Source organism: Pseudobutyrivibrio ruminis DSM 9787 (genome assembly GCF_900218035.1).
GTDB classification, from domain to species: Bacteria; Bacillota; Clostridia; order Lachnospirales; family Lachnospiraceae; genus Pseudobutyrivibrio; species Pseudobutyrivibrio ruminis.
Genome location: NZ_OBMR01000016.1, coordinates 14,703 through 34,243, shown reverse-complemented (window position 1 = coordinate 34,243; position 19,541 = coordinate 14,703). Strand labels below are relative to the sequence as shown.

At 33.4% G+C, this 19,541-nt stretch carries 22 protein-coding genes and 1 tRNA gene; 22 read left to right on the top strand and 1 reads right to left on the bottom strand.

Translation table 11 applies throughout. The features are described 5' to 3' along the window. Positions 1–41: 41 nt before the first annotated feature. The 3 genes from CRN97_RS13755 to CRN97_RS13745 all read left to right on the top strand — a co-directional run bounded on the left by CRN97_RS13755 (position 42) and on the right by CRN97_RS13745 (position 4,285). Complete coding sequence (locus CRN97_RS13755; protein WP_097077287.1) at positions 42–1,868, top strand: McrB family protein; 1,827 nt, start codon at positions 42–44, stop codon at positions 1,866–1,868. Next, entirely contained in the window at positions 1,855–3,231 is a 1,377-nt protein-coding gene (locus tag CRN97_RS13750; RefSeq protein ID WP_097077286.1) for an McrC family protein, read from the top strand. The genes CRN97_RS13755 and CRN97_RS13750 overlap by 14 nt, the downstream gene beginning before the upstream one ends. A 136-nt stretch (positions 3,232–3,367) precedes the next feature. Continuing rightward, positions 3,368–4,285 carry a hypothetical protein gene (locus CRN97_RS13745; RefSeq protein ID WP_097077285.1) on the top strand — a complete coding sequence of 306 codons (918 nt, stop codon included), beginning with the start codon at positions 3,368–3,370 and terminating at the stop codon, positions 4,283–4,285. An 18-nt stretch (positions 4,286–4,303) separates the two neighbouring features. Here CRN97_RS13745 and CRN97_RS13740 read toward each other — a convergent pair whose 3' ends face one another. Continuing rightward, positions 4,304–6,445 (bottom strand): RecQ family ATP-dependent DNA helicase, encoded by a 2,142-nt coding sequence (locus CRN97_RS13740; protein ID WP_097077284.1) that lies wholly within the window; start codon positions 6,443–6,445, stop codon positions 4,304–4,306. A gap of 257 nt (positions 6,446–6,702) precedes the next feature. Here CRN97_RS13740 and CRN97_RS13735 point away from each other — a divergent pair, with 257 nt between their 5' ends. The 19 genes from CRN97_RS13735 to CRN97_RS13655 all read left to right on the top strand — a co-directional run bounded on the left by CRN97_RS13735 (position 6,703) and on the right by CRN97_RS13655 (position 19,522). After that, a complete protein-coding gene (locus tag CRN97_RS13735; RefSeq protein ID WP_097077283.1) occupies positions 6,703–7,317 on the top strand; it encodes a ClpP family protease in 615 nt (204 codons plus the stop codon). Positions 7,318–7,336: 19 nt separating this feature from the next. After that, the gene (locus CRN97_RS13730; protein WP_179670771.1) at positions 7,337–7,750 is read left to right on the top strand and encodes a response regulator; all 414 of its coding nucleotides are present in this window, start codon (positions 7,337–7,339) and stop codon (positions 7,748–7,750) included. Further along, positions 7,743–9,119, top strand: coding sequence for a VirD4-like conjugal transfer protein, CD1115 family (locus tag CRN97_RS13725; RefSeq protein ID WP_097077281.1), 1,377 nt, complete (start codon positions 7,743–7,745; stop codon positions 9,117–9,119). The genes CRN97_RS13730 and CRN97_RS13725 overlap by 8 nt, the downstream gene beginning before the upstream one ends. Before the next feature lie 14 nt (positions 9,120–9,133). Continuing rightward, positions 9,134–9,952 carry a hypothetical protein gene (locus CRN97_RS13720; protein WP_097077280.1) on the top strand — a complete coding sequence of 273 codons (819 nt, stop codon included), beginning with the start codon at positions 9,134–9,136 and terminating at the stop codon, positions 9,950–9,952. Between the two features lie 27 nt (positions 9,953–9,979). Further along, positions 9,980–10,678 (top strand): hypothetical protein, encoded by a 699-nt coding sequence (locus tag CRN97_RS13715; protein WP_097077279.1) that lies wholly within the window; start codon positions 9,980–9,982, stop codon positions 10,676–10,678. A gap of 183 nt (positions 10,679–10,861) precedes the next feature. Then, complete coding sequence (locus CRN97_RS13710; RefSeq protein WP_097077278.1) at positions 10,862–11,074, top strand: hypothetical protein; 213 nt, start codon at positions 10,862–10,864, stop codon at positions 11,072–11,074. Positions 11,075–11,080: 6 nt separating this feature from the next. After that, positions 11,081–11,662: an adaptor protein MecA gene (locus CRN97_RS13705; RefSeq protein WP_179670770.1), complete on the top strand. Its 582-nt coding sequence runs from the start codon at positions 11,081–11,083 to the stop codon at positions 11,660–11,662. A 14-nt stretch (positions 11,663–11,676) separates the two neighbouring features. Further along, complete coding sequence (locus CRN97_RS13700) at positions 11,677–12,315, top strand: hypothetical protein (protein WP_097077276.1); 639 nt, start codon at positions 11,677–11,679, stop codon at positions 12,313–12,315. Continuing rightward, positions 12,312–12,995 carry a hypothetical protein gene (locus CRN97_RS13695; RefSeq protein ID WP_097077275.1) on the top strand — a complete coding sequence of 228 codons (684 nt, stop codon included), beginning with the start codon at positions 12,312–12,314 and terminating at the stop codon, positions 12,993–12,995. The genes CRN97_RS13700 and CRN97_RS13695 overlap by 4 nt, the downstream gene beginning before the upstream one ends. A 374-nt stretch (positions 12,996–13,369) precedes the next feature. Then, complete coding sequence (locus tag CRN97_RS13690; protein ID WP_097077274.1) at positions 13,370–13,828, top strand: DUF4357 domain-containing protein; 459 nt, start codon at positions 13,370–13,372, stop codon at positions 13,826–13,828. 209 nt (positions 13,829–14,037) lie between these two features. Beyond that, positions 14,038–14,229, top strand: a complete 192-nt coding sequence (locus tag CRN97_RS13685) for a hypothetical protein (RefSeq protein ID WP_097077273.1) — start codon at positions 14,038–14,040, stop codon at positions 14,227–14,229. Between the two features lies 1 nt (position 14,230). Further along, complete coding sequence (locus CRN97_RS13680; protein WP_097077272.1) at positions 14,231–14,524, top strand: hypothetical protein; 294 nt, start codon at positions 14,231–14,233, stop codon at positions 14,522–14,524. A 10-nt stretch (positions 14,525–14,534) separates the two neighbouring features. Next, positions 14,535–14,960 carry a hypothetical protein gene (locus tag CRN97_RS13675; protein WP_179670769.1) on the top strand — a complete coding sequence of 142 codons (426 nt, stop codon included), beginning with the start codon at positions 14,535–14,537 and terminating at the stop codon, positions 14,958–14,960. Positions 14,961–15,062: 102 nt separating this feature from the next. Continuing rightward, complete coding sequence (locus CRN97_RS14205; RefSeq protein WP_179670768.1) at positions 15,063–15,200, top strand: hypothetical protein; 138 nt, start codon at positions 15,063–15,065, stop codon at positions 15,198–15,200. A 107-nt stretch (positions 15,201–15,307) separates the two neighbouring features. Continuing rightward, entirely contained in the window at positions 15,308–16,522 is a 1,215-nt protein-coding gene (locus tag CRN97_RS13670; protein ID WP_097077270.1) for an IS256 family transposase, read from the top strand. Between the two features lie 206 nt (positions 16,523–16,728). Next, positions 16,729–18,249: an RNase H family protein gene (locus tag CRN97_RS13665; protein WP_097077269.1), complete on the top strand. Its 1,521-nt coding sequence runs from the start codon at positions 16,729–16,731 to the stop codon at positions 18,247–18,249. 191 nt (positions 18,250–18,440) lie between these two features. Then, positions 18,441–18,614, top strand: a complete 174-nt coding sequence (locus CRN97_RS14200) for a hypothetical protein (RefSeq protein ID WP_179670767.1) — start codon at positions 18,441–18,443, stop codon at positions 18,612–18,614. A 113-nt stretch (positions 18,615–18,727) separates the two neighbouring features. Then, positions 18,728–19,369: a hypothetical protein gene (locus CRN97_RS13660; RefSeq protein WP_097077268.1), complete on the top strand. Its 642-nt coding sequence runs from the start codon at positions 18,728–18,730 to the stop codon at positions 19,367–19,369. 82 nt (positions 19,370–19,451) lie between these two features. Next, a tRNA-Gly gene (locus CRN97_RS13655) sits at positions 19,452–19,522 on the top strand. Positions 19,523–19,541: the final 19 nt, after the last annotated feature.

Genomic DNA, 19,541 nt, shown 5'->3' with positions numbered 1-19,541 from the left:
TTTAGACTAGGTAAATTGGTATTGTTAGGAGACAAACAACTATGAATAAATTTTTTGCATTACGAATTTCAGATCCAACAAGCTCAGGCGTAGTTAATAAATTAAAAAATAGTGATGAAGACATAACAATATCACAAATATATCAATTTAAAGATGAATTAACGGTAGGGACGTATCTATTTATACAGTTAGGTGGAGATAAAGTATCTTGGGATAAAGGTTTAATAGGTCTAGCATCTATAACAAAAGGTCCACATAATGAAGGTTATGATAAATCAGATCCCAAGTATTTTGAAATAGATGTTAAAATGATTCTTCGTTTAAACAATGCTATAAAAAGGTCTGACTTTGTATATTATCCTAATGCTTACGATGCAGGAGGTATAGGTCCAAATACAAAAGGTGAACCTAATCAACCAATTAAATCATTAAATACAAAGCATGCATATACTTTATTAAGAGCTATGGCAGATAGACAAATCGATATAGCAGATACAATACATAATATATTTGATGAAGATGTGTGTGCTGAGATATTTGGTGATATACCAATGTTTTTTGAAAAGTCGATAAGCTATGATGATTTTCAAACAAATAAATTAGCAGATATATCAACATATAAAGAAGCTTCTCTTGAGCAAAGAAGAAAATATTTCCAAGAATGGATGGTACATCAGATAAGACCAGATACAGGTAAACATTACACAACAAAAACAGCTGGAAATTATGCTTCTTCATTAGCAAATGACGCTTCAAAATTAGAAATGTTAAATATCGAAAACACAAATTTATTTCATTATATTATATATGCAGAATTTAAAGATATTAAAGCCATAATAGAAAGCTGTCCTAATTATAAAGAAGTTGATGAAAAGAATAATAATACATTTAGGAATGCCATTCTTAAATACAGCGAATATCTAGATTCTTTTTCTGTGAAACAGGAGAAAAAAACTTGTGTTGATATAAAACTGTCTCCAAGAAATACCAAACGCTACCCATTAAATTTTATTTTATATGGAGCACCTGGGACAGGAAAAACATATTCTACCCCTGAATATGCTGTTGCAATAATTGAAGATATTGCAATAGAAGAGCTTGGAGATTATGATGATACATTAAAAAAGTATGAAACATACTTAAAGCATGACCAAATCGTATTTACAACATTTCATCAGAATTATAGTTATGAAGAATTTATACAGGGATTACGACCTGATGTTGATTCAGATACACTTGCATTTATTCCAGTTGATGGATGTTTTAAAATGATTGCAGATGATGCTTTATCTCATCCTGAGCAAAGATATGTATTTATTATTGATGAAATAAATAGAGCAAATATTTCAAAAGTTTTTGGGGAATTGATTACTCTCATTGAGGAAGATAAAAGATGGGGCGAAAAGTATCAAATGTGTGTAAAACTCCCTGAAAATAATGAACTTTTCACAATACCTAACAATCTATATATTGTTGGAACAATGAATACTGCAGATAAATCTATTTCGTTAATAGATGTAGCATTACGACGCAGATTTGACTTTATTGAACTAACACCGGATTTGGATTTGATTCATGATGAAGTAATAAAAGATGTTCTATATAACCTAAATAAGTATTTAGAAGAACAGCTTAAAAGTTCTGATTTATTAGTTGGACATTCCTTCTTTATAGATAAGACAGAGGAAGATCTCCCACGTATTTTTAATAATTCTATTATTCCATTACTATATGAATATTTTTATGATCAAAAATCCAAAGTAAAAAAGGCTTTAGAAGAATCTTTAAAGGTTTTGGATGATAAGGTAACTATTATAGATAAAAAAATGGGTAGATTAAAAATTGAATTAAAAGATGATAATAAATAAACATGAAGAATCTGTAATAAAAAATGAACAATTACCATTTTCTTGGAGAAGTGAAGAAGCGCTGTTAGATTTAGAAACATTTCTTGAATATAATTGGGAGCAACGTAAACTTTTTTACCAAGATGACAAAAATACAAAGCAACAGTTCTTAACCTTCTTGAGTCATAATAATGTAAGAACAAATCAATATATTGGAACAATAATGTTTAATGGTGAGCAACTAAATATATACCCTAAAGTTTATAAATCATTAGGCGATACAATGGATTTCAGACACCTAATGAAAAACCTGATTTGGTGGCTGGGTTATTGTAAGAAAGCTGACTATCCTTTTATTTCTATTGAGTCAGCATCAGAAGAATCAACCAATATAAAAGATTTACTAGAGACTCTTTACATTAATATTGTTAAGTCAGAAATAGACTATGGTTTGTATTATCAATATGAAGATGAAACAAATACTTGTAAATTTATAAAAGGAAGACCTGATTTAGTAGATTATTATCTTCATCAGCTACCAAGGGGAGACATAAACACAGTAAAATGCACTTATTCAGAATATAAATGCAATAACCGTGTTAATCAAATCATTAAATACACATGCAGATCAATATATCCGTCTGCTTCACGAAAAAATAAGAATAAATTAAATATTATCTTGGCAAAATATTCTGAAGTAGACGATATTAAATGTACTCCATATGATTGTGATACCGTACATATTAATGAGATACATAACAAATATAGATATATCATTAATCTAAGTAAGCTATTATTATCTAATGCTTCTTCCTCAACGAATGATGGAAATATGAGTAATTATTGTTTCTTATTCCCTGCAGACGTTTTGTTTGAAGGATTTATTGGTGGATTTATAAAGGAATTAGTTAAGGAGTATAAAGGAAAAACTCACTTACAAAAAAGTGATATGAGCCTTATAAATAATATTGCTTATAATGGTGTAAAGCTGAATCAATCTGCTTTTGTTATGAAGCATGATATATTTATCGAAATCGATGGTTTAACTTATATACTTGATACAAAATACAAAGTTATTCCAAGGTTTGAAAACTGTAAAGATATAAATAAATTTGGACAGATGCTTACAAAAGCTATTAGTCAAAATGATTTATATCAAATCTGTGAGTATGCGCGGAAAAGAAAAGTTTCAGATGTATATTTATTATATCCGATGTATATGAATGAGGAACCTGAGTCATCGTATCCCATCGCTTATAGTGAAGGAGACGGAGAAACAATAAATATACATTTCATTAGATTGCCATTTATTTATCAAAACTCAAAAGAAAAAACAGAAGAAGATTTAAGGAAAATATTAAAAAAAGAATTGAAGTTAATGTGATTTTTGTATATTTGATATAATAATCCGTGGTGAATATATAAAAATAGTTTATTATTCTAACTTGAGGTGGCACTGAAAAGTGTAGACAATTATTATTTAAAATAAGGGATATTTTTGCCTTATAGGAGGTTTATAAATGGCTAATAACGATAATCTATTGGCTCTTACACCTGAAACAAATAGTTATTATGTTAATTATCCCAGAGATTTTGTTCCTTATGGAACTATTTCTAATGTTGACAAATTTGAATCTTTTGAGTTTGCATATGACATGTCTTATGGGAAAAAAGGTGCGCATAGAGCCCATCGATCAGGTGGTTCGAATGTACGAGCCATGGGTGAAATATTTATAAATGCATTTCAGGGAAAACTAGCTGAATATGCTTTATATCGCTATTATGAAAAAAAGAATATCTATATGAAAAAACCAGATACATCGGTATTTAAGCTAGGGCAATGGGATAGTTTTGATTTAGAATGTCAAGGTAAACATATATCAGTCAAATCTACCAAATCATATGGGAATTTATTACTATTGGAAACTGCAGATTGGAATGATGAAGGTGAATATAAACCTAATAAAGAGAGTGGTGCATCAAAATACGATTATACAGTATTAGTTCGTTTTAAACCGGATGGCGAAGATTTAATGAAGCAGAACAAACTATTATACCAAAAGGACGAAGAAATACCTGAAGATATAAAAGACATTCTGATTGAAAAAATAAGAAATGTAAACTGGACTTATGATTTCCCTGGATTTATCTTTTACACAGAATTGGTAAAAATGATAAGAGATAAGCAAATACTTCCAAAGGAAGCTATGCTTAATGGAAGTACAAAGATGGATGCAGAAAATTATTATTATCAAACCGGCAAAATGCATCCACTAAGCGATAGTTTTACTTTAACTGAAAGAACCGAAACTGAGCATTCTAGCGATTTGTTTGAACGTGAATGCCCAGAATGTGGTAAAAAGTTGCATCAAAAAAATAGTTCTTTCATAGAATACTGGGAATGTGATTGTGGCTATAAAGAACCAATTGAGCTATAGCCTTTCCCAAAAGAGTTCTTAAACATTTCGTGTATTAAAATAAATCACATTAACTCGATTATATTTTTTTCCAGAAGCATCCTGTAAAAATATTGTTTTTGCAGATGCACGTTTAGTATTATCGAATTTATAGGTTTTTATATATTTAGAATCAACAAGGGCTTTGAGATAGTCTTCGATATATCTCATAAGCCTTTTTTCTTTTGCAATTTTTCCCTTTTCAGTAGCAGGAAATGAGATTTTTAAATCATACATCATGTCGCTTAGATTAATACTCCAATTGATTTTCTTACCATTTAGATACATGGATCTACAATAGTGTATCTTAGAAAGAAGGTAGTATTTAATCATTAATCCCTCTTTAGTATGCGGCATAGGCAAAAGATCCAGCTGTTTTTGCTGTTCCTTATTAGGTAACGCCAGTAGAGGAGTTGCCATTTTGGAGAATCGGCTTGCCTGATTAAAGTAAAATGATGAAGCATTTTGATTAAACTTAAGCGAAACTCCATTTTTTATCATCACTTTTTCAAAAGTATCTTCTTTAAGCAAAAAGTGAGATTCCTTATCATCTTCAAAAGGAAAAACTATTTCCCTGTTAATCAAACTATCTATTGTCTCTATTACCTCTTTTTTCAAAGGTGATTTTGAATCAAAATAGTCCTTTCCAGATAGAAGTCTAAGAATATCCAAATATGTAATGTTATACTTACCGCTTAAAACGAACGAACTTAATGCATCCAAGACCATTACATCAAAAAAGTCTGGCATGGTCTCATTTCTAAGATTTTTGCTCTTTATTAAAAACCAGCCATAAACGGATCTATTAAGATATATATATGCTGTAGGGTCTACTTGTTTTATAGTAGGCTCGTAGTTTCTAAAATAATCATCTATAAACTGGTTTCTTTCCTGAACTGTTTTAAGATGAGTATATTCTATCATCATATTTACGCGGTCCATGGCAAGTAAATACTCTGTAGAATCAGCTGTATATTCAGGATTGGCGTTTATCCAGGCTTTAAGCAAGAATAAATCTGTTTCGCTATAAAGCAGAATACAATTTGCCACAGAATCACCATGTCTCCCAGCACGGCCTACTTCCTGATAGTAGTTTTCTATAGAACGTGGAAGACTATAGTGAATTACATATGTTACATCCCTGCCATTTGGCTTATCTATACCCATTCCAAAGGCAGAAGTTGCAATAACACATGATAGTTTGCTTTCATCATTGAAGAACTTGCTTAATGTGGTAGCGTTCTCCTTACGTTGACTTAACGAGTCTTTTTCTTCAGCCTCATCTTTTGAAATACCATAGTATTTACCACAGATAATCCCTTTTGAAGACAAATTATCGTATAAATCTCTAACATTTTTCTTGGTATTGCAGTATATAATGCCAAGCTCTTCTTTATGCTCTAAAACATATTTATAAATATACTCTGGCTTCTTTGTCTCACTGCATCTATGGGTTAAGAGATTTAAATTATCTCTAATCATTTTCCCAACAAATAAGTTATTGTCTTTATTATCAATAGAAATGTTTAACCCAAGAAGCTTAATTATATCTTTAATAACATGGACAGTAGCAGTAGCAGTAAAAGCAGCTATAATAGGTGCAACTTTACAATAGGTATCTATTGTTGTCCTAATCATACTGTAAGTAGGTCTAAAATCATGTCCCCATAAAGAAACACAGTGAGCTTCATCTATAACAATGAAAGAAACCTCTCTATCTACAAAAAGGTCTTTTGCCAATGGGCTAGTAAATCCTTCTGGAGAAATAAATATGATTTTATAATTTTCTGGATGTTCTTTAAAAGTCTTAATTGCTTCCCCGTCTGACTGGCTATGTAAAGCTATTGCCTTTGCTTGGATTTTTGCATTACTTAGATATTTATTTATTCGAACACACTGGTCAGTCATTAAGGAGATGATAGGCTCGATAATAATAGTGGAATATCCATTTTCAGCCATAACAAGGGCAGGCAATTGGTAACATAGTGATTTTCCAAAGCCTGTCCCAAGAACAGATAGAGTATCCTTACCATCTAGTATTGCTTTAATAATGTCTAATTGATGCTCTCTAAAACCTTCAAAATGAAAATATTCATCTAGAAATTCTAATATTTGCTTTTCGGTAAATTTTTGTTTTTTCATATTTCAATTCCTTCTTAGAAAAGTATATATCACAAAATCAAATTTTAAAAGGGGATTATGTTCTAACTAATATCGTGTAATCGCGCAATTACAAAGGGTTCACAAAAAAATAAAAAAACGTCATTAAATAATAAGACAGCTTGCGCTGTTAATTTATTTTTAGAATAGATAAAAAATCTATATTAAATTTTTGACTGCTTGCGCAGTCATATCTTTTTTTAGAAAGATTAATACTAATAACAGAAAGGTGAAATACTATGACAAACATTATTTCAGAATCAGTAAGAGGCATTCAGTTAGCACCAATTGATGATGTATTTTTGAGAGATCGAAAGGTTTTCCTAGTAGGCGAAGTTAATGATCAGTCTTGTGATGAACTCATCAAGCAACTTTTATTTATGGAAGCAGAAGATAATAAAAAGCCTATTACACTTTTTATTAATTCTCCAGGCGGTAGTGTTGGCGCTGGTCTTGGTGTATATGACACAATCCGTTTGCTTAAAAGTCCAGTTCGCGCTGTTGTAACAGGTATTGCAGCAAGCATGGGAAGCATCATTTTACTAGCATGTGATAAGGACAACAGATTAATGTTACCTAGTAGTAAAGTAATGATTCATGATTGTAGCTGGAGCAAGCGTGAAATGGGTGGAATGAAACCATTTGAAATTGAACAGGAACTTAATGATCTTAAAAAGACAAATGAAAGACTTATTTCAATTATTGCGGAGCGTACAGGAAAGACTATTGAGGAAGTTTCCAAAGTAACGATGTCAGATAGTTACTTTAATGCTGAAGAATCAATAGAGTTTGGCCTAGCTTCTAGAATAATCGATTCAGATTGTTTAAGTGAAATACTGAAGAAGGATAACTAAATATGAAAGGGGTATGAAAATGAAGATACTAATTATAGAAGATACTGCATTAAAATTTGCTTCAATCAGTAGAGTTTTAAAGAATGCAGGATTCATAGAAATTGATAGTGAAAAGAACCTTGAAGATGGTCTAAAAACCATTGAATCAAGTGTAAAATCAGATGATAAATATGGTGTAATTATCACAGATATGTGGTATCCAAGAGAAGATCTTGGTCTAGAGGAACCGTGTGGGTTGGAACTTGTTGAAACTGTTAAAGCGCGTGGCTACGATATCCCAGTTATTATCTGCTCCAGTCAACAGTACAGATGTGAAAATGCCTTAGGTGAAGTCTTATATAAAGAAAATGAAGACTGGAATAAAGAATTACTTATCAGCCTTGTGAAGAAGGCTTACAACATCAACAAAACGAAAGGGGAAAACAATGAATAGAAGTGATAGATATAATAAAAGGTATTTAGGGGAAGAATTTAGTGTAAGCAATGATACTTGGGCCACTCATTTAAATAATAATGATTTAATAGTTGGAAGTTCAGGCTCATCAAAGACCGGTTCTCTTGTTTATCCTCAACTTAAATCATTACAGGATTCCAGCCTTATTGTAGTAGATACGAAGGGACGCTTGGAAAAGATGTTTAGGGATGAGCTCACGGAAAAAGGTTATAAGGTAAAGGTACTTGATTTTGTAAATCCTGAAAACAGCTGTAAGTATAATCCATTGTCTTACATCAGAAAAAATAAAGATGGAAGTTACCGAGAACAGGACATAGCCAAGGTGGCTGCTGCACTTATTCCGGACTCTGCATATACTGAAGTTTTTTGGCCTCGTAGTGCCAGAAGATATTTGGAATTTTTTATTGCATTTGTACTTATGAAGCTGCCTGAAACACAACACAATATGTCTGAGGTTGCAAAGTTTTATGCCTATTATGTAGGCGGTGGTGATAATAGTGAATACGTTAATAAATTTATAAGGCATCACCAAAATTCTTTAGTGGCCAAGCGTCATGCACAAATATGCGGGGAGAAAACAGCAGACAAAACAAGGGCAAGTATACTGACATTTGTATCGATGGCACTTGCGCCCTTTGAATACGCTGAGTATGAAGAATTATTTAAATATAGATATGAAAGAAGATATGAATACAAAATAAATTTTGGAAATGATAAGGATGACGACGAATGGGATTATGTAGATGAGGATTTGTGGGACAAAATCGACGAAGAGGATGATGGTATCCTTACATTATGTGATGAGGTGGTAGACATAGCCTCTCTTGGCAGAGAGAAAACAGTATTGTTTTTAAATATTTCTGATTGTGACCACAGTATGGATCATATTGTAAATCTGTTTTATACACAAGCGCTTCAGACACTTATATCAGAGGCAGATGCAAATCCTGACGGACAGCTTAAAGTTCCTGTAAGAATAATCATGGATGATTTTGCCTCATCAGCAGTTATTCCTGATTTTGACAAGATTATTTCGGTAGTCAGAAGCCGAGATATTTGGCTTACCATGTGCATTCAGTCTTTTGCACAGCTGGAGTCGTTGTATTCACACACTCAGGCACAGACAATTATCAATAACTGTGACCACATTGTTTATCTTGGAAGCAATGATTTGGAGTCGGCTCAATTTATTGGAACCCGAGTTAACAAAGCTCCGGAGACCATTCTTTGTATGGATAGAGAATCTGAATATCTTCTAGAGTCAGGTAAGCTGGGCAGACTTATTAAGAAGATTCCTTCTTATGGCTTTAGTCCAGAGGAGGAATCTGAGATAGAAATTGGCGCATAGAAAGGAAGTTTCAAATGGAACAAAGAATGACTGCGAAATACATATTTGATTCGTTACTAACCAATTACGATAACGAACTGGTTATTAAAAAGTATAGCTGGCTAAGAAATAAGGTAATAAATGGCGCCATAAAACAGGGGCGCCCTAATGTATGCACGGAGCTATACATAGACCTCGAAGAGGCGGTTAAAGCAAAGCAGATTGATGATGTGGGCTTCGAGTTGATTTACTATTATTTGAAGTTCCTATCAGGAAGATTTCTTTTTGTAGTAGACCCGAATTGGGATTATGAATATGTAATTACCTTTACCTTTTGTTGCTACATAAATTCAAAGCAGTTAGCTATGGCAATAAAAACTATTGAAGAAGTTCTGGAAATCTTGCTACCAGATTATAGTAAGTATATCAAAGTAGGCACTGAAATTTGCGAGCCATTTAGCCATACATTTCGGAAGACCAATTTAAAGGTTAAAACAATGAATGAAAGGTTAACTTCTGATGAGCAATTAAAGGTTATTAAAATAGTTGTGGGTGATTTATCGACGCTTTCAGTCTCACCAAATGATAAGGATGATTACTTCCGATACGTTTACATCTTTCGCTCCTTTGGAATGAAAGTGTTGACTCTTTGCAGCAGAGATGAAGATTTATACAAGAATACCATGAATATGGCATCCAAAGACTATGAAGTATATAAAAACTGTACAGTGAGGGATTATGATTATTGCCTGTGGGCATTTATAGCGATCATTATCAGGCAAATGATTGCAGAAGAGTCTTGCAAGGACATCGAAGGACTTAGTAAAATTTATGAAAAAAAAACAGTTTGCTGATAAAATTGGTTTTGGAGGTCGAAAAATATGGATAAAAAGAAAATATATGCACCAATGGTTGTAGAACACAGTGCACGTAGTTCAATGACGCGTGATGAAATAGAACAGCGCCCTTTGGCGCACTTATATAGAATCAAGGGTAAGGCAAAGGGCTATGAGATTTTACCTGAAGAATGTGTGATTTTTTCAAATCTAGAAAACAACGAAAACCTTGTGGCAGATATGGACCAGTTTTCGAAGGAATTTGAGGTATATCAGGAACCAGAGTATGAAATAGAGTTTATCAATAGCTTTATTGAAAGAAGGCTGGATGAAGTTGGTGGGCCTGTATATTCAAGAAAATTGCAATTATATTTTGAAAAATACAATGATGAGTACAGATGTATGTCTATATATCATATGGATATGCATAACTTATCTTTTGAGCATCATGCGGATGAAACTATTAAAAAGAAATGTAAGGGCTCGTTTATTAATATGGTAATTGTGCTTTGTGAGGATGAGAACGGTTATAAATTTCCGTGGTATTTCGGAACCCCTCCAAGTGATAAATGCTATGCCAAGGGCGCAACCCCATACGAAGCCTTAAAGCGCCTACGTAGGAACTATGAGTTGATGGAAGGAAATGTACTGCGCAGACCGGAAGGACAGTGGGACAAGGTTAAATGGTTTGATGCAATTAATTGCTATGCCGATACAAGCCTTATAGGTCTTAGTGATATTTGATTTGAAAAAAGGAAGAACAATTATGTTTGAACACTTTGAAATAATAGATTTTAGAAGAAGAAAGTTTGAAGAAAAATGTAAAAACGTCCTTCGTAAATTTTACGAAGGACGTTTTTGTATCCATGTATAATGTGTACATGCTTAATGATAACTTATTTTTCTATTAAGAAAGGGAAAAATATTATGACAAATACATTTAAGAACGACACTTTAGAAAATAAGATTGAAGTTTTAAAGGAAATCAACGCTGAAACAGCTGGTTGGGGAATCAACGAGTTGTTAATGGAAAACTGTGACTACTATAGCTCATGGCATATGAATCATATGGATGAAACATATGCGAAGCTTGCTAAAGCTTATAGTTACGAAGAACTAGTCGAAAGACTAAATGAATAAAATATAGTGAGGTACTTACATATGGAAAATATTAAACCTAGGGAAATGAATGTTGCAAGAACAGGACAAAGAACATTTCAGATTAAAACAGTTCTTTTTGAAGAAGAATTTGCAAACCAGGAAACAATTGATAAAACACTAAATGGTCTAGCTGATGTGGTGATGGGGCAATTGAAAAACCAAGAATATATACCAGCAGATGCTGAAGTGACAAATCTTCAATCAAGTCAGCTAGATGATAACAACGTGATGATATCCATCGAATGGGATACAACACTGAACACATCGTACATCATTTGCGACACATTAGATGCTGTAATAACAACAGCCAAGCAAATGAAGCCGATTGCAAGCGTCTTTGAAAATCGTAATCTTACAGTTTACAAGAATCTGATGACCAAAGATTATGCTGTTGGTTTTTCATTGCCAAGTGATGCAAATCAATTAAAAACATTAAAGGCAACCTTGATTCACCTCGGCGATTACGACCAAATCCGAGTGCAGGAATTTGTAAATTTTGCTCCAGAGTATTTATCTGAGCACGGTAAATTAATATGTAACGATTTGTTCATGTTAGCTGAAATATAGAAAGGAAAGATACTATGAAAGCTATTGATAAACTTTTTAGTGATTATGATTTGGAACCAATGGATAATTTGGAACCATGGCATCATGCAAATCCGGCGTATGATGAATTTGAGAAGAATGCATATGGCGGAAAAAGCTGTGTCTTGGCGGCCCAAGTTGCAGTTGATCCTATTAATGGGGAAGCAGATGTAGATAGCAAAGAATTTATTCAGGCTATTAAAGATAAAAAGTTTGATGTTTATTATGACTTTGAGACGCTATATGCTGGGGATATATTTGTTGTATTAAATGAGAAAGTAAGGGACAGCGAATTAATAAAACGAATTCAATGTATTGGACTTTCGGTTCTATATAACTCAAGTTCTAATGTCGTTTGTAAGCATTCAATTACAATGATTGGTGTTGGTGATACAGAAGAATTTTGGATTTCAGGAAATGATTTTGTAAATCTTCTAGACCAGCCTCAGCGAGCAAAGGAATTAGAGAATAAGCTTTTTGAGGTTCCATGTGATCGATATTGGGGAAATGACCCTGATGAGGAATGGGACGAATACCCTGTTTGCTCATTCGATGATGAATGTTCTGACGAAGACGATTATTGGGATGAAGATGATGGTTTTGATGAAGAAGAATATACGGAGGTGAAAGAATGAGTGACTGGGGAACAGTAGTTTTTCTATATGATTATGAGTGGGACTTCAAATGGGATTTTTGGAATGAAGATGGTGAAGCTGAACGCGAAAAAACACAAGGAATAATAGTAAAGCACTATGACGCTACTGGAAAAAGTGGAATAGTAAAACATGCATATTATGGCATGAGATACTTTATGGAAAGATTTGATCATTCAAGCTTGGATTTATATGACCACTATAGAACAGGAAGAACTTCGAATCTAACAGAGATTAAAACGGCATTTGATGTTTTCATGGATCAAGGAATCATTGATTTGGGGGTAGATTCAGTAGAACATGTTATCAAAAATTGGGGAAGAAATAAAAAGAGATATGAAGAAAAACCTAGCGAATTGAAATATGATTTATTTGCCGGAGATGGAACCAATGGCTATTTCTATATATATTTTAGCGGCAAGCCTGAAACTGGATACTCACTGAAATACACCTACGTACTAGGAAATGACCTTCATGATATTCAACATGCCTTTAAAAATGCTTGTGGTGGTGAGAGTGATTATAAGAATAATATAGATGAAATCGATAAGGCAATTAAGTTCTTTGAGGAAAATGGAACTTTAATAACCGCAGAGAAAGATGTGAAATATATTGAAAATAGGGGGACGACTATAGTGCAACAAGCAATGGAAAGAAATTAGTTACATGGGACTTCGTAAATATTACGAAGTCTTTTTTTTGCCCTGATACAATGAATATATCAAAGATAAGGAGCTGCATCCTGCAATGATTTGATCAAGCAGCTTCTTTATGTAGATGAATCAACGGGCTATGGTCATGTGATTAGACTATTAAAATCGGGACAATCATTACCAAAGAAAACTGCATCAGAAAGGGGATAAAATGATTTATATTACAGGTTGATGAATAATGAGGTAGTAATTATGTAAAAAAAATAATAGTTTGGTTGTTTATTTGGTGTTTCATAATATGAAATTAGCGGAATAATCTTTTGGCTGAGCATATTATAAAGAAACATGTTTATTCATATTAGCGTCATAAAAGGAGGATTATTATGGCAGAGTTAAAATGTCCACATTGTGGTCAGGCATTTACAGTTGATGACACAGAACTTAGTTCTATCATACAGCAGATAAGGGATAAGGAATTTGAAAAGGATTTAACTAATAGGGTTTCTGAGAATTTGGATCTTGATAAAGATACAGAGAATAAAGTACATGATAAGTTTATTCTATCGGGTAGAGGAGGAAATGCTTCGGGTTATCCGCTTGATGATGATAACTTCGTAGTTGTTGCTGGAAGTAAAATTTCCAAGGACGTAACCGAAGGATTTCAGGATGGATACATGGAATTAAGAGAGTCCTTAATGGAAGATGGCACTATTTCTAATGGTGTTTTCGTAAAAGATTATTTATTCTCAAGTTCATCAGCTGCAGCTGCTGTTGTACTTGGTAGAGTAGCAAATGGTCGAAAAGAATGGACGCTGCTCGACGGAAGAACATACGGTAAGTAAGGTCAAGTGTAAAGAGAGTGATATTTAGGCCTTAAATGAAAAAGCAACTGAGACCCCGTTTAATCTAGGTTTATTGAACCTTCTATCTGATTCTATTGATTAGGTATTAGTGATTTATGATGAATTGGTTGATGAATTGAAAAGATATAAAGAAGAAAATGCATCGTTGAACGCAAACTAAGAATCCAATTATGAAAGGAACTATAAATATGGAAAATTATATAATGCGCATTGAAGAAAGAACTGGCAAAACGGCGAAGGAACTTGTTGGTATGACTGATAGACCTGAATATTTCGACATCACATCGTTTGATGAGATTAAGAAGATTGCTGAAGGTGGTTTGTGTGTGACTAAGGTATCCGATTGCCTCAGCAAATTGATGAAAAGAGATGTGGCCTAGTATGAAGATGTTTGAGAAAAGTGATAAAACTGAAAAAGGCTCGGTTAGACAAATTTTGATTACATATCTACTCTGCATAGCAATGCCATTATCTGTAAAGTTTTGTGTGAAGCAGATAGATGCATACAATGCGCAGTACGATTCTCAGCAGCTTTTAGATATGTTAGATGAGAAGCGTTATGCCGAAAGGATGGAAGAACGTAAGCAGCAAGCAATTGCCAGAGAAAAAGAAAAACAGGAAATGGATGAAATTGTTAATAAAGTAATGGAAATGGTGAATGGCGAAAATGACTAAGATACTGAAAGTGATTAATATTATTTTTATATGGATAATTCTGTCGGCATTTATTTTAGGTCTTTGGTTTTGGCACGAAGCTAATATGGCAAAAGTTCATCATCAAATGATTGAAGATGCCTTAATGGGCATATCTTTTGATAGCTCAGAATCCTATGCCACTCTGAGAGAAGATTATCTTCCTAAGTTTGCCGATGAAGAAGTCTGGGGAGAATTGTTTCCGCCAGAACCAACATCTACACTAGACGGCAACACCGTACGACACATAGATGCACAGAAATTGGCACTGAGTACGGAAGAGGCGTATATTAATATGAGTAAGGAAGGCAACTTCGTAGCAAATCTTCGCGTGGCCAGCAACAGAGGTGTGCACTTTAGCATCTTTTTTGCGGGCACTGTTGATGAAGATGGTGTTAGGTTTACGAAGATGTATTAGATGCCATGATCATCGATTATTGGTAGTTTAATTTATAAAGGTTAAAAGAGAGGAAAGAAATGAGTTACATCGGAGTCGAAGTTGCGATTATAAAAATAAAGGATGAGTTTAAGGAAGATTTTGAGAATCTTTATTATTTTGGGGGATGAAAAAGTAAACAATGAAGAATTAAAAACATATATTGAGGATATTCTTGCAAAATATAAGGAAGAAAGGGGGATAGTGTTCAAAGACAGATAAAGCCCATATAATGGTGTAAATTCAAAAACTAAATAAAAAGAGCCAGGAGCTCATCTTTCAGTTAAAATTAAGTTACCACACAAAACATAATTGAAAGGATGAACACTATGGCTCAATTACATTTTACATTGGATTACGATTTTTTTGTAGGGCTTTTCTCTGAAAGCAAAGATGAAGCTTTTGGAAAGCTTATGGAAGCTTTGCTCAATCAGGTACTCTTAGCGGAATCTTCCGAACAACTAGGCGCGGAAAATTATGAACGTTCTTCTAATCGTTCTGATTATCGTAATGGTACTCGAACTAGGAGTTTAACTACAAGGATTGGAAAAATCGAATTACAGGTTCCAAGACATAGAAATGTGCCTTTTAAAACAGCTTTATTTGAGAACTATCAGCGCAATGAACAAGCTTTGATTTCTACTATGATGGAAATGGTTATTCAAGGTGTTTCAACTAGAAATGTAAAGAAAGTAACTGAAGAATTATGCGGGGAATCTTTCTCAAAATCTACTGTCTCTGAGATTTGCAAGGAATTAGATGTTCCAATCAAGCATTTCAAAGAGCGACTTTTACCTGAACACTATCCATTTATTATAGTTGATGCTATTTATCTTAAAGCTCGTGAAGAGCATAGGATTAAGTCTAAAGCATTATTTATTGCTATAGGAATCAATAATACAGGCCATAAAGAAGTCCTTGGTTTTGAAGTCTATGACTCAGAGAAAACAAACACTTGGAGAGACTTTTTTGAAGGCCTTAAAAGCCGTGGATTAAGAGGCGTTGATATCGTTATCTCAGATGCACACGCTGGACTTGTAGAAGCAATAAAAGAATGTTTTACCGGATCATCATGGCAACGCTGCCAAGCTCATTTTACAAGAAACATCATTGATAAATGCCCTAAGAAATATAGCACCGGCTTAGCTTCTGAATTAAGAGATATGTTTAATTCATCAACAATTGAAGAAGCCAGGCGCTTAAAATCAAGCATTTACGATGAATATCAAGATGTTGCATCAGAAGCTATGTCTATTTTAGATGAAGGGTTTGAAGACAGTATAACAATCATGGCCTTACCTTCAAAATATCGCATTGCTTTAAGGACTAGTAACATCATAGAGCGTGAAAATAGAGAAATAAGGCGACGTGAAAGAGTAATACAAATTTTTCCTAATACGGAATCAATCATTCGTCTTATTGGAGCAATTCTTTACGATGATCATAATGACTGGAGCGTAGCTCACAGGCTTTTTGATATGCAGGAGTATTACGATAACCTCAATAAAATACAAAAGGAGCTCATAAAAATGAGAGCGGCCTGAGGAATATTATTTTAGCTGAAAGATGAATTTACACACAAATATGGACTTGACTCAAAGACATGATTTCTATGGATGGTCATCGGTTCCTGGCGCTTAGAAGAGCAGAATATCCTGTTTTGTATAGGACAAGTGACTATTGATAATGTTATACTAAAGAAAATGTCAATAATCTCTGATTAAAAAATCTACAGCTCGGAGGAACAATAATGAACTACTTTGTTTGGAAGGCAACTACAAAAACAGAATGGGCAATTGTAGAAACTAACGTAAAGAATAATAAAAAATACAGTAATCAAATAATTAGCGTGTATCCATATAGCACAAAAGTTAATGAATCCAAAGAATATGTCTACGGAGGATTAGCTACATCAAAAGAAGAGTTAGATATTTTTAAAAAACTAATCTCTGACTGTGACTTTGTAGTAATTGATTCTGAAGAAAAAGACTATGATGTGGCCGAAGCATCATTGGCTGAAAATGTTGAAAAACTCGATGATTACATTATTGTTCGAAGCGAGTATGGGAAAATAGAATCTTTACACACTAGCTTTTCTCATCTTATCCGAAAGTATGGCAATGCTGTAATAGCAAAAAATCAAGATAAAAATATGCTTGATAATTTCGTTTCTAATAAAACCTTTACAGGTAAGGAGAATAGAACTCAGAATTGTTCAGTGATTCCTACACTGTTTAAACTAGATAAAAGTAGTGTGCGCATAAATGGAACAAAGATCATTATCCAATTTGAAAGAATATATGATGATAATGTTGTTTTAAAATACCTGAAAAAAGGTGCTGTTTTTAATGCTTTTCTACCTTATATTGGAGAAGATAAATCTGATACAAACACTACATACACATTTGTAGATAACTCAGGTAATGACATCTCCTTTGTCTTACCAAGCCAGATGTCTACAAGAATGCTATATTTGCAGTTAGATGAAATGCAAAAGGGATTTCTTACAGATATTGATACAAAAATCTATCTGATATTTAACAAGGATGCATCATACTCAAAAGGATATGTAAACTTTAACAATATGACCATTGATGATTTCAATCAATTGCAGATTACAGACGAAAGTGATGAATCCATTAAAACTATCTATTTATATGATGGCCAGATGGATTACACATTCAAATTTTCTTGTTATACAAAGAATCTACCTATACCAGCATTATCTGATGGACTATTTGCCTATGTAGATGGCTCAAGCTTAAAAACTGGTAAAGAAAAAGAATCATATGGCACAGGTGTAGTACTGTCTCAAAACAATACTGTTAGATTCTGCCATAGTGAAGGCGCTGCTAAAGGGTCAAATTTCATTGGGGAAGTTCAAGCTGTTACTGAATTATTGAAAGAACTAAGCAATATGTCTGATGAAGATACAACAGTTAGAATTTTCTTTGATAATACAGCAGTAGGATATTACCCACATGGTCTCTTTGATTGGAAAGAACAAAAAAAAGATGATGAGCATAAATATGTTGTAGCATACAAAGAAACTCTTGATAAATTTGTAGAAAATCATCCTAGCATAAAATTAGTATTTGAACACCTTGATGCACATTGTAAGATATTCGGAAATGAATTCGCTGATAGAATCGCCAAAGTCGAAAATACAGAGGTCGAAGATGACGAAGTGGCTCCAGGATATTTTGAAAAGAGAAAAATAGTGTGTGCCAACGAAGGGATATTTTCTGATAGTTTTAAGACAAAAAAATAAATAATATTGATGAAAGCATTGGCTTTAAACGTATAAAATATACAATACCACCACTTTGAGATAAATTTTAATAATTGTCTTGGAGTGGTGGTTTTTGTTTTTGAATAACATTTTCTGGAACAGAATATACTTGGAATAATTAAATTATGAATCTATCATGAATGCTAGGTCATTATTGGGAGGTAGAAGAAATGGCAAATATAAATGAGTTTAATGAATTATTAAATGAGATTCTTGATGAAAAATTTCCTAATACAATTCGATATGCAGTAAGTAGTGGAGACTATTGGCAGGATATCGTCATTGAATTGCGTGAGAATGGACAACAATTACGCTACAACGCTTATATAATAGAACGTACCTAACTGATGTTGATGGATATTATAAATACAGCCTTTTAGATGAGGAACTGATCAAAAAATATAATGAGCTTTATGCTCCTGCATTCAAGGAAGTAGTAGCCAGTTATGAAGAGGTAATGTCCTACCAGAATCAAAGATATGATTTCAGTAAGCCTGCCACAGTCACTAACCTTGCTTTTAAAGAAATACCTAACACCGCATTTATTAATGTGGGCTCATATTTTGAAATGGATTATGGTTTCGACCTAAACAATGTGGGTTACACCTATGTAGATCTTAATAGCGATGGTTCATTTGAGCTCATATTCGGTGTCATGAATGAGGTTCCCGATGGGGAATTTCCTTATGATTATTTTGAAAGAGCCTATACTTTAATTGATAATAAACCAGTTAGATTTATAGAAGGAGGAAGCAGAGTTCTTTTCTGGCTTGGAAACGACGGATACACTTATGAAAGCGGAAGTAGCGGAGCTGCTAATAGTGGAACTTGGAAATTGACCTTTAATTCTTCTAATATCGACAGTAACTGGGATGGTTGGGAAAAAACTGGATTCTCGAATGAAGCATTTTTAGGTGTTTGGGACAGTTATATTCATATTGACCATCCATTTGACGACATAGATTCGGAAGCAAACCTGTCTGATAATCAGATTACTACAGATGAATTTCAATCGTTGTCAAACGAATGGAATTCAAGACGTGTAGTGATAGACTGGCTCAGACTATCTGACTATTTATCAAATAATAAACTCTTATAGTATGTAGTTCCTTTATTGCTCATATTATTGAATATGTCATTTAACAATGTGTATAATGGTTATAATAAGATACATATTCACTGCAGAGTTAGTACATCGGTAGTACGTCAGCTTCCCAAGCTGAGGAGGCGGGTCCGATTTCTGTACTCTGCTTTATTCATAAGGGGGATAA

What these genes read in the sequence shown, in the direction of transcription:
- CRN97_RS13755 (WP_097077287.1), top strand. Translation starts at nt 42, where the DNA reads ATGAATAAATTTTTTGCATTACGAATTTCAGATCCAACAAGCTCAGGC.
- CRN97_RS13750 (WP_097077286.1), top strand. Translation starts at nt 1,855, where the DNA reads ATGATAATAAATAAACATGAAGAATCTGTAATAAAAAATGAACAATTA.
- CRN97_RS13745 (WP_097077285.1), top strand. Translation starts at nt 3,368, where the DNA reads ATGGCTAATAACGATAATCTATTGGCTCTTACACCTGAAACAAATAGT.
- CRN97_RS13740 (WP_097077284.1), bottom strand. Translation starts at nt 6,445, where the DNA reads ATGAAAAAACAAAAATTTACCGAAAAGCAAATATTAGAATTTCTAGAT.
- CRN97_RS13735 (WP_097077283.1), top strand. Translation starts at nt 6,703, where the DNA reads ATGACAAACATTATTTCAGAATCAGTAAGAGGCATTCAGTTAGCACCA.
- CRN97_RS13730 (WP_179670771.1), top strand. Translation starts at nt 7,337, where the DNA reads ATGAAGATACTAATTATAGAAGATACTGCATTAAAATTTGCTTCAATC.
- CRN97_RS13725 (WP_097077281.1), top strand. Translation starts at nt 7,743, where the DNA reads ATGAATAGAAGTGATAGATATAATAAAAGGTATTTAGGGGAAGAATTT.
- CRN97_RS13720 (WP_097077280.1), top strand. Translation starts at nt 9,134, where the DNA reads ATGGAACAAAGAATGACTGCGAAATACATATTTGATTCGTTACTAACC.
- CRN97_RS13715 (WP_097077279.1), top strand. Translation starts at nt 9,980, where the DNA reads ATGGATAAAAAGAAAATATATGCACCAATGGTTGTAGAACACAGTGCA.
- CRN97_RS13710 (WP_097077278.1), top strand. Translation starts at nt 10,862, where the DNA reads ATGACAAATACATTTAAGAACGACACTTTAGAAAATAAGATTGAAGTT.
- CRN97_RS13700 (WP_097077276.1), top strand. Translation starts at nt 11,677, where the DNA reads ATGAAAGCTATTGATAAACTTTTTAGTGATTATGATTTGGAACCAATG.
- CRN97_RS13695 (WP_097077275.1), top strand. Translation starts at nt 12,312, where the DNA reads ATGAGTGACTGGGGAACAGTAGTTTTTCTATATGATTATGAGTGGGAC.
- CRN97_RS13690 (WP_097077274.1), top strand. Translation starts at nt 13,370, where the DNA reads ATGGCAGAGTTAAAATGTCCACATTGTGGTCAGGCATTTACAGTTGAT.
- CRN97_RS13685 (WP_097077273.1), top strand. Translation starts at nt 14,038, where the DNA reads ATGGAAAATTATATAATGCGCATTGAAGAAAGAACTGGCAAAACGGCG.
- CRN97_RS13680 (WP_097077272.1), top strand. Translation starts at nt 14,231, where the DNA reads ATGAAGATGTTTGAGAAAAGTGATAAAACTGAAAAAGGCTCGGTTAGA.
- CRN97_RS14205 (WP_179670768.1), top strand. Translation starts at nt 15,063, where the DNA reads ATGAGTTTAAGGAAGATTTTGAGAATCTTTATTATTTTGGGGGATGAA.
- CRN97_RS13670 (WP_097077270.1), top strand. Translation starts at nt 15,308, where the DNA reads ATGGCTCAATTACATTTTACATTGGATTACGATTTTTTTGTAGGGCTT.
- CRN97_RS13665 (WP_097077269.1), top strand. Translation starts at nt 16,729, where the DNA reads ATGAACTACTTTGTTTGGAAGGCAACTACAAAAACAGAATGGGCAATT.
- CRN97_RS14200 (WP_179670767.1), top strand. Translation starts at nt 18,441, where the DNA reads ATGGCAAATATAAATGAGTTTAATGAATTATTAAATGAGATTCTTGAT.
- CRN97_RS13660 (WP_097077268.1), top strand. Translation starts at nt 18,728, where the DNA reads ATGTCCTACCAGAATCAAAGATATGATTTCAGTAAGCCTGCCACAGTC.